Annotated in this window: 8 protein-coding genes and 1 pseudogene; 3 read left to right on the forward strand and 6 right to left on the reverse strand. The window is 50.2% G+C overall.

Annotated features, from left to right (window positions below):
- Positions 1–34: 34 nt before the first annotated feature.
- The 3 genes from PDR5_RS21450 to PDR5_RS21460 are packed head-to-tail and all read right to left on the reverse strand — an operon-like array spanning position 35 to position 3624.
- A complete protein-coding gene (locus tag PDR5_RS21450) occupies positions 35–1669 on the reverse strand; it encodes a GMC family oxidoreductase (RefSeq protein ID WP_039772094.1) in 1635 nt (544 codons plus the stop codon).
- The gene (locus tag PDR5_RS21455; protein ID WP_237233733.1) at positions 1666–2208 is read right to left on the reverse strand and encodes a sorbitol dehydrogenase family protein; all 543 of its coding nucleotides are present in this window, start codon (positions 2206–2208) and stop codon (positions 1666–1668) included. The genes PDR5_RS21450 and PDR5_RS21455 overlap by 4 nt, the downstream gene beginning before the upstream one ends.
- A gap of 15 nt (positions 2209–2223) precedes the next feature.
- Positions 2224–3624: a c-type cytochrome gene (locus tag PDR5_RS21460; protein WP_064598694.1), complete on the reverse strand. Its 1401-nt coding sequence runs from the start codon at positions 3622–3624 to the stop codon at positions 2224–2226.
- Positions 3625–3990: 366 nt separating this feature from the next.
- Between PDR5_RS21460 and PDR5_RS30535 the strand changes: the two are divergent.
- Positions 3991–4773, forward strand: a pseudogene (locus PDR5_RS30535) (MCP four helix bundle domain-containing protein); the annotation flags it as partial.
- Positions 4768–5631, forward strand: a complete 864-nt coding sequence (locus PDR5_RS30540) for a methyl-accepting chemotaxis protein (protein WP_442963863.1) — start codon at positions 4768–4770, stop codon at positions 5629–5631. The pseudogene PDR5_RS30535 and the gene PDR5_RS30540, both read left to right, overlap by 6 nt.
- A gap of 966 nt (positions 5632–6597) precedes the next feature.
- Here PDR5_RS30540 and PDR5_RS21470 read toward each other — a convergent pair.
- The 3 genes from PDR5_RS21470 to PDR5_RS29450 are packed head-to-tail and all read right to left on the reverse strand — an operon-like array spanning position 6598 to position 11842.
- Positions 6598–7203 (reverse strand): hypothetical protein, encoded by a 606-nt coding sequence (locus PDR5_RS21470; protein WP_156669352.1) that lies wholly within the window; start codon positions 7201–7203, stop codon positions 6598–6600.
- Between the two features lie 47 nt (positions 7204–7250).
- A complete protein-coding gene (locus PDR5_RS21475; protein ID WP_156669353.1) occupies positions 7251–10496 on the reverse strand; it encodes a hypothetical protein in 3246 nt (1081 codons plus the stop codon).
- Positions 10493–11842 carry a tyrosine-type recombinase/integrase gene (locus PDR5_RS29450; protein WP_156669354.1) on the reverse strand — a complete coding sequence of 450 codons (1350 nt, stop codon included), beginning with the start codon at positions 11840–11842 and terminating at the stop codon, positions 10493–10495. Before PDR5_RS29450 ends, PDR5_RS21475 begins: the two co-directional genes overlap by 4 nt.
- 1015 nt (positions 11843–12857) lie before the next feature.
- Between PDR5_RS29450 and PDR5_RS21485 the strand changes: the two genes are divergently transcribed.
- Positions 12858–14015, forward strand: coding sequence for an ATP-binding protein (locus PDR5_RS21485; protein WP_064598705.1), 1158 nt, complete (start codon positions 12858–12860; stop codon positions 14013–14015).
- Position 14016: the final 1 nt, after the last annotated feature.

Consider the following 14016-nt stretch of genomic DNA (forward strand, 5'->3'; position numbering starts at 1 on the left):
TCTCTGCATGGGGCTTTTCAATTCAGGGCGCCTCTCAGACCTCCGCCACCAACACATCGGCAATCCGAATACTCAACGCCGCACCTGTCAGCGTCGGGTTCACGCAGGAGGACGATGGCATGACGCTCGTGCCTGCGATGAACAGGTTGGAATGGTCGTGACTGCGGCAATCGCGGTCCACCACCGAGTCTTTCGGGTCATCGCCCATGATGGTGGTGCCCATGATGTGCTGACGGTTCTGGAAGCCCGTGTCCGTGCTGAGGATGTCGGCGTCGAGCAGTTTTGCAAACTGCTTGAAGTCTTCCAGCGCCTTCTCTTTACCGGCGTGCCAGTAGTCGGGAACGCTGTAGTAGATCTCGGGAACCGGCAGACCGATGGCGTCGAACTTGGTCTTGCTCGGGGTGACCCGGTTTTCCGGCAGCGGCAAGGTTTCGAAATCGACGGCCCAGTTCAGGGAGCGCGCCGATTGCAGGCGGATCTGCTCATCGAGCTTCGAGCCCAGCACGCCTTTGGCAATCAGGTTCGAAGTGATTTGCGACGTCGGCACGGTGTTGCGCACCTTGATCTTGTAGCTCGGGTAATCGTTGCGAAACGCGCCATCGCGACTGTTCAGATAGACCAGCAATTGCGTCGGCCCTTCGCCCGGCCACATGTCTTCCTTGGTCATGACGTTCATGCTGATGCCGGTGTGGTCCATCAGGTTGCGCCCGACCTGATCCGAGGAGTTGGCAATCCCGTTCGGGTACTTTTCCGAGGTCGACATCAACAGCAGCTTCGGCGACTCGATACCGTATGCCGCCAGTACAAAGGCCCGGGCGGTCAGTTTGTGTTTGGACTTGTCGGGGCGCATGTACCAGATCGCGGTGATCTTGCCGTCGTCGCCCGCCTCGATCTTGTAGACGACAGAGTTGTCCAGCACCTTGGCGCCATGGCGCTCGGCTTCATCGATGTGCATCGAACCATCGTACTTGGCTGCAATCGGGCACACCGGGTTGCAGTTGTTGTTGCCGGCACAGGGAGGCCGTTTGCCATAAGGACGGGTCGCCCGGCCATTCGGCTCGAGGATCGGGTTATACCCGCCCTTGCTGAGCAATTCGGAAAGGCGTTTGAACATGTAGCTCGGCTTCAGGCCCTCCATCGGATAGGGAATCGAGCGCGGCGGATAGGCGTCTCCGCCCTGCCCGCTTTCGTCCTGGCCGTCGACACCGGAAACGCCCAGTTCGATTTCAGCTCGAGCGTAATACGGTTCGAGTTCGTCATAACTGATCGGCCAGTCACGCCCACGGCCATACAGCGACTTGAGACGAAAATCATTGGGCAGCATGCGCCACAGCGAGGAACCGAAGTGCCAGGTGGTGCCGCCCACCACACGCAAGTAAGAAGTGTTGTATTTCACTGGCCCTACCTGCTGCAAATAGTCGCCGTAGGTCGACGGCGCGTGAGGCAGGCTCGGATAGGGCGACCCGGCGCCCTGCAGCTTGGCATTGGCCAGCGAGAGTTTTACCGGGGCATTGCGGAATGTTTCCACCACATCACGGCGATTCACCCGGGGACCGGCCTCGAGCACGATCACCGACTTGTTCGCTTTGGCCAGGCCCGTGGCGATCAGACCGCCCATGACACCGGAACCGATGATCACCACATCGGCGTCGAATTGATCGCTGCTCATACTGTCGAGTCCTGAATGACTGCTGGTTTGGGACCCCATGAATCCGGGCCGCCACCGTAGGTTGGAATGATGAGAATGCCGTGAGTGGGCTGATACATCATGGCGAGGGAATAGCTGATCAACTCGGCATCCGCCGGCTCACCGACGATGCCCAGATACCAGGCGGAAATGATGCTGGTGGCCGTGTCCCGCAGCGACGGATCCGGATTCGGTTGCGCCAGGTATTCATCGACATGCTTGTAACCCTGTGCGCCGATCAATTGCTTCAAGGCAATCACGTTGGTCGAGAAATTCGGCGCGCGCTTGTCCAGCGCAGCGTAATAACGACCGGCCAGAACCGGATTGACCGCACGGCTGACCAGAAACTGCGACAGCGCAATGAAATCGTCGCTCGATACCTGGGCTGCCAGCACCGACTGCCAGGGCAGCGCACTGCCGATCATCGCGGCCAGGCCCAGCGTCACGGAACCGCGCAACAGATTGCGGCGAGTGAGCCCAGTCGAGCTTTCGATTTGCGTTTTTTCGTGTTTGTGCGTCATTGAAGTGTCCATTGCTCAGGCCCCCTTGCGCCGACGTGCAATCAAGGCCCATCCGCCCAGGCCGATCAACACGCACACGAGAATGATGACCGGGGTCGTAAACTTCGCCATCACTGCCAGTGGCGCCTGGGGCCCACCGTTGCGTACCTGTGCCACATCGGCGGCGGTGACAACCGTGTCGGCATTGCCGTAGCGCGACAGCACGTAGTTGCTGACGTCGGCAATCTGCTGGTCGTTCAGGCGGTCGGTGAACAACGCGTCCGGACCGAAACCCGGCATGTCGATGGCCACACCGTCGACTTCACGATGCACGCCGTACACGATGGCCGCGATCAGGTTGTCGCTGCGACTGGTGGCGGTGTTGTGAAACAGCGATGGGTATTCCCGCGTGCCTTGACCGTTCGGCTGATGGCAGTTGGCGCAAGTGCCACTGAATATGTGCCATCCCGGATTGTCCCCCGGTTTGCCTCCGCGCAGCGTCAACTCATCGACCGAGGCCTGACCGTACTCGTGCCGGGCCTTGCTCTCCCCGGTCTTGATCGGCGTGGTCTGCAACAGATAGGCCGCGATGGCTTTGAGATCCACATCGCTCAGATGCTGCAGACTGTTCTCCACCGCCTCGGCCATTGGGCCTGCCGCCTGGGCCTTGCCCTCGACGTGACCGGTACGCAGATAGGCCACGATCTCGTCGCTCGACCAGGCACCGATGCCGCTGACTTTGTCGGAAGTGATATTGGGGGCGTACCAACTGCCCAGTGATCCGCCGGCCAACGGTTTTGCGCTGTCGGCCGCCATCAGGACATTGCGCGGTGTGTGGCAGGTATCGCAGTGAGCCAGGCCGTTGACCAGATAGTCGCCGCGATTGACCTCGGCGGACTTGGCCGGATCCGGCGTGAAGCGTGTTTTGCTGTGGAACAGCGCGTTCCAGCCAATCATCGATGCGCGGATATTGAACGGGAAATCCAGAGCGGTTTTCTGGTTCGGCGTATCGACCGGCGCCACTTCATGCATGAAGTAGTCGTAGAGCGCAGCAATGTCGCTATCGGTCATCTTCGAATAAGAGGTGTAGGGCATCGCCGGGTAAAGCCGAGTGCCATCGGCCGCCACCCCGTCACGCACCGCACGGGCGAATTGCTCAGACGTGTAATTGCCGATACCCGCCGTTTTCGAAGGCGTGATGTTGGTCGAGTAGATCGTGCCCATCGGTGAGCCGAGCGGATAGCCGCCCGCAAAAGCCTTGCCGCCTGGCGCCGTATGGCAAGCCACACAGTCAGCCGCTACCGCCAGACGCTTGCCCGCCGAGGCCGTGCTGTCGAGCGTCTCGCCGTACGCGGTGCCAGCTATGGCGATCAGCAGCGTAACCAATCCGGCAGAGGCGTACCCCCTGCGTTTCCCTTTATCAATGCGACGCGACATGAGTCCTATCCTAGGCTGCTTCGTTCTTTTTTTTCACGGTTCTGGAAATCACGAACACAGCGTCCTCGTCATCTTGAGCGACAAGGACGATGAGGTACGATGTCGTACGTATTTATTGGAATATTCCACACAATGTAACACTTGGCAACAAATAGAAAAGGCCAAGTGCCATCTTTTGTATGTATGTGCTGAATGCTCTAAAACGCTGGTTACAAGGGAGTTTAATGCGGAATATATTTAGATAAGAAACAACTGGTAACCCTACAGTTGTGGACTCCGCAGCCGAAAGATGTACGACGACGAACCATTTTCGTACGAGCTGCGCTCGATATTGCTCCGCCCCCACATGTCAGCAGGATGCCCCTTATGAGTTGGTTGAATGACGCAAGACTTTCCACGAAATTGATCACGGCCTTCGCGGCGTGCGCCTTCATCACCCTGGGGGTGGGCCTGCTGGGAAGCCGGGGAGTGACCGAACTCTCGACAAGCCTCAGATCGGTGTTCGGCAACAACCTCGTCGCCGTCGCCAACATCGCGCAGACCAAAATCAAGGCTGTCGGACAGACCCGTGACATGTATCGGCTTTACGTCGCCACTGCCGCCAACCTGCCCCAGAGCACCAAAGACGAATTTCTCGCCTCGATGAGCGCCAACCAGTTGGCGAGTGAAAAAGCCTTTGCCGAATACCGGAAAACCGAGCTTGCCGACGACGAACGTGCAGCCGGTGACCGGATGGAGAAGGCCTGGCCCGTTTACCAGGCGATCGTGCAAAGGTATCTGGGCCTGATGAAGGCCGGCGACCTGGAAAATGGCCGCGAACTGCTGCTCGGCGACCTGCAGAAAAACTATCGCGTCGTCATGGACGAATTGACCATCATGACCAACTCCAACGACATGCAGGTCAGCGAAGCCGCAAAACGATCGGTTCTGACGGAGTCCTCCGCCAAGACCTCGCTGTACATCGGCATCGTGCTGGCCTTCGTCGCGGCGATTTTGCTCGGCCTGTTCATCAGCCGACTAATCAGCCGCCCCATCTCCAAAGCCGTTGAAAGCGCCCGAAGCATCGCTGGGGGCGACTTGACTCAAAACATCGTCAGCACCGGCCGCGACGAGGCCGGCCAGCTGCTCACAGCCCTGGCCGAGATGCAGAGCAGTCTGAAAAGCACTATTCAGCAGATCGCCAGCGCGGCGGATCAACTGGCTTCCGCTGCCGAAGAACTCACCGCCGTCACAGACAATGGAAGCCGCGGACTGATTCGTCAGAACGACGAGATCCAGCAGGCAGCGACGGCTGTCACGGAAATGACCTCCGCCGTGGAGGAAGTTGCGCGCAATGCGGTATCCACCTCCGAGGCCTCCCAGACCACCAGCCGGGAAGCCAGCAACGGACGCGATCAAGCGCGAAACGCCGTTGCCGCGATCAACCATGCAACCACGGAAATCGCCACCTCCACCACCATGGTCAAGGATCTGGCGGAGAAAGTTCGAGACATCGGCAAGGTTCTGGATGTGATCCGGGGGATTGCCGAGCAAACCAATCTGCTGGCGCTTAACGCTGCCATCGAGGCTGCGCGCGCGGGTGAGCAAGGTCGAGGTTTTGCCGTGGTCGCCGACGAGGTACGAGCCCTGGCGGCAAGAACCCAAGCTTCGACGGGGGAAATCGAAGGCATGATCAACGACGTTCGCAACAGTGCAGACGAAGCCGTCGGCGCCATGGGGAAAAGCCAGGCGCTGGTCAGCGAAACCCAGTCACTGGCGCAAGCCACCGGCCAGGCATTGGAGCTGATTGCCGACGGCATCTCGCAGATCAATGATCGCAACCTCGTCATCGCCACAGCCTCGGAAGAACAGGCACACGTAGCTCGCGAAGTGGACCGAAATCTGGTCAACATCCAGGATCTCTCCACCCAGACGGCGGCAGGCGCGCATCAGACCAGCGCCTCGACCCAGGAACTGTCCAACCTGGCGGCATCGTTCAACACCCTGGTCAGTCGCTTCCGCTTGTAAACTCGCGACAACAAAAAAGCCCCGCCAGATCACTCTGCGCGGGGCTTTTTCCATAGATGGTGTCCCAGGGCAGGTTCGAACCCTTATCCGACATTCCCTGGCACCAAGCTAAAGAAAACCCTGTAAAATCAATAGGTTCAAATACGCAGCTACTGCACACTGAGGTGAAGGAGCCCCCATAAACGCTTACTAGTCCGGCCACAGTGGTTCTGCGCCGAAATACGCTTCGATCAATAAGCTCAGCCTTAGCTAGGTTCTGTACGAAAATTAATGCCGTTGCCATCGCAGCGTGGCCTTCGGAGCGCACTCTAACCAGCTTTTCGCAGTATGTGCCGACCACGATTCTCTATCAGCCATCGAATCATCTGACACGAAGATGTTCCTTTTTCATTCCTCGGTTAAGCAAACATCAAGAAGGCTTGGCTTGCGTATGCGCTCGGAGCGGTGCCGCTGACTCACCTAGTGCGCGCACTAGCAGTCAGAGCGTACATTCCTTATCAGCCAGTAACCGGAGACAGCGTCCTCGAGGTCGTCCGATTTTTCAAGGATACCCGCCGACTGAGCATGTGCAATGTCGTCGATAGGCTTCAATGTAGGAAATGAATGGAATGGACATCACAGTTGATCTCCCATGTCGCCAGATCGACCACACCCTCCTGATACTACCGGACACTCAACTACTTAATTACACCATCAACGCGTTCTCGTCCTACCAATTACAGAACAATTGATGTAAAGCTACCCCCTATGGTCAGAGCACTATGGAATTTTACTGCGGATCAATCCAGATCAGAGATGCGCATGATGTTATTGAATCCTCCAGGCGGCCCTCTACTCATACATAGCGAAAATTGCCATGCGCCGTTTTCGGTAAATTTGCAGACCAGTCATAATGAAGATACCAAATTAGCACTACCAGTCGTACAAGCTCCCACACTATTTCACTGACGAAATGTAACTCTAACTCTAGGATACCAAGTCGACACTCAACACATTGGCTAGCCTAGCCTTGCGCCAGTTCAAGAAAGCAGCGATATCTGGTCGAGAAATAGCGATTCTGCGAGCCCTCGTAACAAATAAAACATCACCTGTCTGCTCATCAAACTTAAAAAGCTCCGTACCGATCAGCATATCGAATAGAGCGTTTGCTGCCCTACCCATTTCATCCGTGTCAAAACTATCTGCTGAAACTGGCCATGAATTATTTTTAAAGCGCTTATTTTGATGTTCGATTTTTTTATGAGCACGACCAAGTTTACTGGTGAGATTTTCAATTTCAACATTTTTTGATGTGATCATTCTCCTAGCAATAGGATCAACCACCCAACTTTCGAGGTCGCCGGCATGCATTTTTACCTCAATAAAATAAGCGTCAAGCAGTGACCGATAATTACCATCGGGTCTTAGGAGCGTACTACTATTAATCGGCCGGTACTTTTTCCCCTCCGCGAGAGCCTGCCGCTGCTCTACCGCTCTAATAGTTTGACAAACAACCTCAGCCAACTCAGTAATTTTGGACGCTGGTGATTTCCTTGCCCGCATTGAATTCAATATATCTATGGTAATATCCATCCTAGACCTTACCTTGTTGTCTTGCCAGGCAGCACAGTTACTCGACATCACTCTTCTCCAATTGCAGTCAATATTATAGGAGAATAATTTTCCAATGCGACAATCTGAGCCACTTCTAATCTCTTGGTAAATTCATCAATAGTTATATTGTTGATCTGGAGCATTGACTTAACCTGAGTCACCACTAAAGCAGCAGGATCAGAAGTTGCCGGCCTAAAGATCTCAGCAACATCCACACTACCGCCTCGTAAGCGCATCTTCAAAAAGTTATACTTAGCTCTTACTACTTCAGTTTGCAACTCGGGATATAGACTATTTTCATATAGCCTTGAGAAAATATACTGAATCGATGAGTCATTCATCTCTATTTCGCGCATGCTTTTTCTCATAAGCTGGGGCTGAATAGAAACAAGTTTATCGCTCGAAGCAACATCTCGCCGATAGCACTCCACCAAGTAGTCGCGACTCCAAGTCCAGCCTAGAAGATCAGACACAGTTTTTTCAAGCTTCTCGTCAATCTGCTCTAACTCAAAGATATTTTCATCCGAAATAGAATCAGCGTAGGAATGTAGCTCTTCTACCTCCATAGAAAGATTATAGATCTTGACATCCATGGCAGGGATATTATCAATCCCTTTTACAGAAAAAATGCACAACCCACATCGCTTTTCGAGACCCTCATCAATTATTTCTTGTGTACACCTATCCCCTTTGGTGCATATATGTGTCGAGTGATAACTTACCTTATTATCATACTTGTACGCCAAATCTTTCAACACTGAGTCGTTTTGAAGCACAGAAGTATGTGACATAGTAATACATTTAAAATCCCGCAACGCCTGAGGTACATTGACATTCAGTGCCTTCCGAAAATTAGAAGTTGGATGAGATGCATCAAGACGCTCTCCCTTCCATATTTTTGCTATATCACTGCTGATCTTTTCAGCCACCTCATTATAGTCTTCGTCTATGAGAGTTCCGTAATAACGAACGGTGCGTATGCCTTGACCGGTTTTAAACTTTCCAACCTCACTGTCTTTCATAACTCGCTGCCAGACTTTAACGGTGCTGTTTCGCGTGTGGTGAGGCGTCATATCTGTAACGAGGCGCACAGGACAGTACGGAAAATGCACGTTCAAAACCACCACATGATTTGGAATTACAGTTTCCCCGTGACCAAACCCCTTAGGCTTAAATTCATAGAATTTTGATACAATACCGTGCTCCTTAAGAAAAAACTGAAACCCCACTAAAAAAAACAAATACGCCTCAGAATATACGTTATCTGTATATGGGTCTCCATTTGGAATTGACTTCGAAAAAAGAGGAAAGTAATCCTCACGGACATTATCATGTCTATTCTCGTAGCTCTTCAGCCTTTTAAAAGATTGGCTCGAAACTAACCCTCGGATCTTTCTCTGATAACGCAACACAACAATTGTTTGACCACTGACGATTGTTTTAATCGGTCTCTTTTTTACTTTGTCCACCACCACATGCAACCAATATGCTTTATTTAATTCGACCTCTCCAAGCACATACTTATCGAAATCAGTGGACAGCCATTGAACTGACTGATGCCTAAGACCACTTTCAACGGCTGAAATAGTATGCACAACGAGATGAGGACTGAAAATAGCTTTATTTTCTCCATCCGCCAGTGGAATGCACCAACGTTTGAAAAAACAGCGCGGCAGCACTTTCACTACATATTTACGACCTGAATAGTAAAATTCGTTATTCCATCCAAGCGATTGCGCACGCTGCTCCAAGCTACCATGCATTATATCAGTGTAGTTTTGCTCTAATACATCATCATTAAGAATTTCTAAAGCTAAAAATATACAATATAGATAGTTTATAGCAAGGCTGTACTCCGCCCGTTTGAATGGACGCTTATTCGAATTTGGCAAGCCCGAACCTTCTGGCATGTCAATTTTCAAAAGGTAATTTTTGAACTGCCCCTCTGCATCTTTAAGTTGTTTCGTCTCCATCCACTCAAACATTGCTCGAAGCTGCTGCAAAGATGCGGATTTAACACTAGGAGAATCATTCGTCATACTTTTGACAAATTCTTTGAGAGACAGCGGCATGTCATAACCCTTGCTAAGCGGTGCGACAAACTTTAAGTCCAATTGAGAGATATAATCCGGATACGACAAATCCTTTCGCCCCCCCAAAAAGGCAAACCATTTCTCCAAATAAACAAACAAATATATATTTAAAAGCATCAAGCCAGAAGCGCTATGATTTTCGCTTTCATATGCCTTAAGTTCCAAATACGATGTTTGCACCGCAACCCACCGCACAAGCGTCTCAGTCCTATGGAAATTCGCGTTAATCAAGATTGGATTTTGCATAATCCTGGCAGGCATGAATTGCCTCCTCACCAGAAGACGACAATAATCTACAAGTTGGTTATCTGACTCTGATCGATCAATGATCGGTGCGAAATCTATAGCCGTTAGCTCCCCGCGGCTTCCTGACTTATATTTTGATGGCCGCAGCGCATTAAGAGCATGATATAGCTCATCATAGCTAAATCCGACCCGCCCTCCAAAAAAATTGCATACGTAGTAAGCAATAGTATGAACAGGCATCTCCGCAGTAAGTCGCTCTTTATCATAATAATATTTTTGATGAACCGCGACTAAACTTTCGACAGTCAAGTCTTCTGGCTTAACCGCTCCAATAATCCAGAACAGCCGCGCACCGTATTGTGCTACTCTCTCTCTTACTCGCTGATCAACTCCCTGCCAGAAAGCGGAAAGATTAATTTTATCTCTAGCAGAGATTGTGAAAGCCATTAGCTCGGGATAATGAACTAAACCAAACTCAAGAAGCACGGGTGAGGCATGCTTAAATTGGTTTGCTTTGAGCAATGGAGTCAATAGCAAACACTTGTTCTTAAACAATAAAATCAACAAAAGCCAAAGCGCTCTTCTCAAGCAGACCTTAGTCGCAGAAATATAATCAGCTGCGTCTTCAGCCAAAAGTTTCTTCACCAAACACTTTGATGCCTTCAAATCCCCTAGCAATACGTAGTCATAAGCCGACATCACCCATGAAGAGTCATAAAATCTCTTTCCAGCCCCTTTAGAGAAAACAAAAAACTTTTTGAAGGTGTAGGGTTTCATGGCAGGGCTGGAGTTTACAGACTCATAGCTCGCAGTGATTGAACCATAAGATGCATCCAAAAAACCGCTAACAGTTCGGATATTTTTTCGAACTGCGTCATTCAAAGCTGCGTCATCAACTAGAAATACAGGCTTATCTGTAAAGTTAACATTCATTGGACAGAGCCCATGAGAATATGCTCGTAGTAACCATTGACAATGTAAAAATCTTCTGCGGCCTCCAAAGCACTGGATGAATCAACGTGATTATAAATCTCCGTACTTTCAATATTTATATGCCCTACGTAGCTGCTCGTCTTCTCCACCCCTAACCCTTTACCATTGTCAGTGGGGATATCATTGCACAGATAAGAAATATGCATATGCCGAATATCATGTTGCGCCCCAATACAAACGCCTATTTTTTTAAGATTCGCCTTGAATGTCCGAAGAATTGGAGACTGATCGACCAAACAGAGGGGCATTCCTTTTGTTGGCCCTCTACTTACGCAAAAAAGAAAGTTATGAGAAATATAAAATCCATGACTGTCTACACAGGGTAATTGAGGCGACGACAATAACGTCGGAAGGCTATCCCAAAACATCGTAGCGAAAGGCTCGATCAGAGTAAGCCGTTGATTGGCTCTCCCCTTGAATCTAAGGGAATTCACTTGAGACATTGACAAGCCCATATTTAGGTAAACTTTCTTCCTATCCCGAGGATCATGAATATAGACAATCTTATTCTTCACATCGATATCAGAAATAAGCACTTGCAAAGTTTCAGATATGCGTGCACCTCCCGCGGCTAACAGCGAATAATAAACCCGATCCCTGATATTGCGCGTTTGCTCTATCATCCGCACAACATCATCTACATTAAGCTTGAGCTCTCCGACATTTCGTGAAGATCCACCAACGAAATACTGGGGTATGAAGTTCAGGGCCTTTATCCCCACCCCACCAGCTATGCACTCCGCAAGATATGAGTTAACCCTTCTACTTCCCCACCCTTTTCTTTTGTAATCAAAATCAGATATCTCTGGAAGATGCGAAATTAATGTCCTATTGGATGCTGAACTCAAATGATCAAAGTTTACATCGGCTTCACTTGAGCCCACATATTTTTCGGACAGCTGAAAAAAAAGCGTCAAAGCACTTCGATTGATTTTCATAGTTGCGGATGACGAAACTCCCCACCCTAAACGCTTAACCAAAACCTGCACGATCTCCAATTCAGACTCACAACCAAAACTCAACGCTTGAAAATAAAGCTCCACAGTGGAGTATTTACTTAGATCAACCCAATCTGATGCAGCCAAAACAGCCATGTATTCGACGGTAAAATCTAAATACTTACATACGCACGGGGTATAAGTTTTTACCGTACCAACAGGAGCATTACTAGAAAATAGTCGCCTCACATACTCCTCTACACATTCAATCACTTCACCAGCCAGCGATTCCAGAACATCTATAGGCTGACCTGCTATCACGGTTTTTTTATATCTAAAATTTTTCATCTGTGGAAAAGTCCAAAAAATAATTATCCGACCTAGTTCATACTGCAAAAGGGCGTTGAAATTCAAAATTTACTAATTTGCTAACTTTCTCATTAGCACAGCCGCACTTTTTGAACCGGCATTCCAAGCTAGCAATAGGTCGGAAAAATTACGCACTCGGCGAGAACGTAAGCATGATGCCGTCTTTACAGAAAATTACTTTTTTGAAGCTACTACAAAATCTTCAACACATACAACGACCTCACTAAAAATTCTTCCATGTCAATTTATTGGAATTAAATATCGGCTTGTCAATTCATGACCTATACCAATGAAACGCCCCAGCACTTTGTCAATACAAGCCATATAATCGTACAAATTTGCGTTAGTCGTCAGTCTAGATTTTTTCAAACTGAAAACCGCGTAACGCTGCCCCTCTGCGGCTTTCAGAGTCAACTCAACTAACATTAGCCATAAAATGCCTGTCAATATATTTCATATATTTAGAGAGTTAGAGCTTACTTTCCCGGAGCACATTTGCTGCGCTTTAGGTTGAGCGCGGCGCTGGGATGCACAAAACAAGCCAAAAGAGGAGCAGTCACTAAATAAATGGAACAGTGTAAGCCCCGTTAACATTCAAAGGATTGAGAGTTAATCTAGTGTCCATCTGTTAACAGAATATAATATGGCTCAATACAAAATATGACATGACCGTCGACGTTCACGACCTCACCATTCGGGCTTTCAAACTTAAGATCCAATGATCTTTGTAGTTCATCCTCTACACCCTGTACCGAATGGCCGGGAAATACCTCTGCAATAGGCTGGTAGGATGCCTAGCAGACTGGATTTTTTAGGATGCTGATCCCTCAAGGCAACGGTCAATTGCGTCACACGCACTATTCATTGCACGCAGTAGCATCTTCACTCTAGGAGCCTATCCCCCAGATCACACCGAACGATATGATGGCTGGTGGGTGTATCCAGGCCTCCAGTCTGGTTCAGCACTCGAAACGATGGACTGTTAGAGGTGCTGATGAAGATCACAAAGAACCTGAACACCTACGAAATCGAAGACCTGTACCCCTCTTGTCAAACGGATGCTTCCATCCGCCTGCCCATCAGCATGAGCCACGGTGGTCTTTTAGGGGTAGATGCGGCCCTTGCTCAACTGGTAATCAGCTGGGCCCGAGCTCAGGAACAGAGCGTACTGCGTTTGTTTGCGAATGCTGAGAGCGCGCCAGAACAGATCGCTCAATTGGGTAGAACTGCTGCTGGACTGGCCGCACTCATTATGTGCTCCCGCATTGAGACAGAAACTCATGAGTCCATCGAAAAACGAGCGGCTCTCACCCTAATCAGGCCTCTCATCGAGGCAATGTACGACGGGGATCTTCGCAACACCTCCAGTGAGCGAGGCGCACGCCCTAAGACGATTAACCTATACAGCATTAACTTCGCCAAAATGGAGTTCATCAAGCCATTCTACTTCGGCGAACGTGATCCTCAGATTCAATCTCATGCGTCATTCTCGAGCCTGCTCGAGATGTCATCTGCATTGATGTATCCAAAGCATGACAAAAACACACTGCACCGAGGTGGGCTGCCTGCTTTGGGAAGCGTGTTGGCCGAGCTCATTGCCAACGCTGATCAGCACTCCGTTACTGATGTGCACGGCGTCAAATACAAGAAGGGCCTTCGCGGTTGCTCAGTAAAGGCCAGCCGAATCAAGCGACATGATGTCCACCTCCAATCGGACAAGGAACCTCAATTCGCTCTATTTGTGATCAGGAACATGCTCAAGGGCGATGACTATCTCGACTTCCTCGAAATCTCAGTTATCGACAGCGGCCCTGGACTTGCACGACGGTGGCTTTCTGCAAGGGAGGGTGCGCCAATTGAAGACTTGGGAGAACTCCCATTGGCAGAGGAGCTCAAGGCCACCCTCGACTGCTTCAAAAAACATGTCACGACCAAAGATTCTGTGACATCAGGCATGGGATTGCATAACGCCGTTCAAGCGCTCAACAAACTCAAAGCTTATGTGCGCCTGCGCACAGGAAGACTCTGTCTTTATCAAACCTTCCAAGGTCAAGATCACGTTGTTGAATTCAACCCCAAGAATTGGAGCGGTGACCGAGAGCTGGCTGCGGCCGAAGGCACTGTATTCACCATCTGCATCCCGGTGAAATGAC

This window comes from Pseudomonas sp. DR 5-09 (genome assembly GCF_001655595.1).
Lineage (GTDB): Bacteria > Pseudomonadota > Gammaproteobacteria > Pseudomonadales > Pseudomonadaceae > Aquipseudomonas > Aquipseudomonas pharyngis.

What these genes read in the sequence shown, in the direction of transcription:
- PDR5_RS21450 (WP_039772094.1), bottom strand. Translation starts at nt 1,669, where the DNA reads ATGAGCAGCGATCAATTCGACGCCGATGTGGTGATCATCGGTTCCGGT.
- PDR5_RS21455 (WP_237233733.1), bottom strand. Translation starts at nt 2,208, where the DNA reads ATGACGCACAAACACGAAAAAACGCAAATCGAAAGCTCGACTGGGCTC.
- PDR5_RS21460 (WP_064598694.1), bottom strand. Translation starts at nt 3,624, where the DNA reads ATGTCGCGTCGCATTGATAAAGGGAAACGCAGGGGGTACGCCTCTGCC.
- PDR5_RS30540 (WP_442963863.1), top strand. Translation starts at nt 4,768, where the DNA reads ATGCAGAGCAGTCTGAAAAGCACTATTCAGCAGATCGCCAGCGCGGCG.
- PDR5_RS21470 (WP_156669352.1), bottom strand. Translation starts at nt 7,203, where the DNA reads ATGGATATTACCATAGATATATTGAATTCAATGCGGGCAAGGAAATCA.
- PDR5_RS21475 (WP_156669353.1), bottom strand. Translation starts at nt 10,496, where the DNA reads ATGAATGTTAACTTTACAGATAAGCCTGTATTTCTAGTTGATGACGCA.
- PDR5_RS29450 (WP_156669354.1), bottom strand. Translation starts at nt 11,842, where the DNA reads ATGAAAAATTTTAGATATAAAAAAACCGTGATAGCAGGTCAGCCTATA.
- PDR5_RS21485 (WP_064598705.1), top strand. Translation starts at nt 12,858, where the DNA reads ATGAAGATCACAAAGAACCTGAACACCTACGAAATCGAAGACCTGTAC.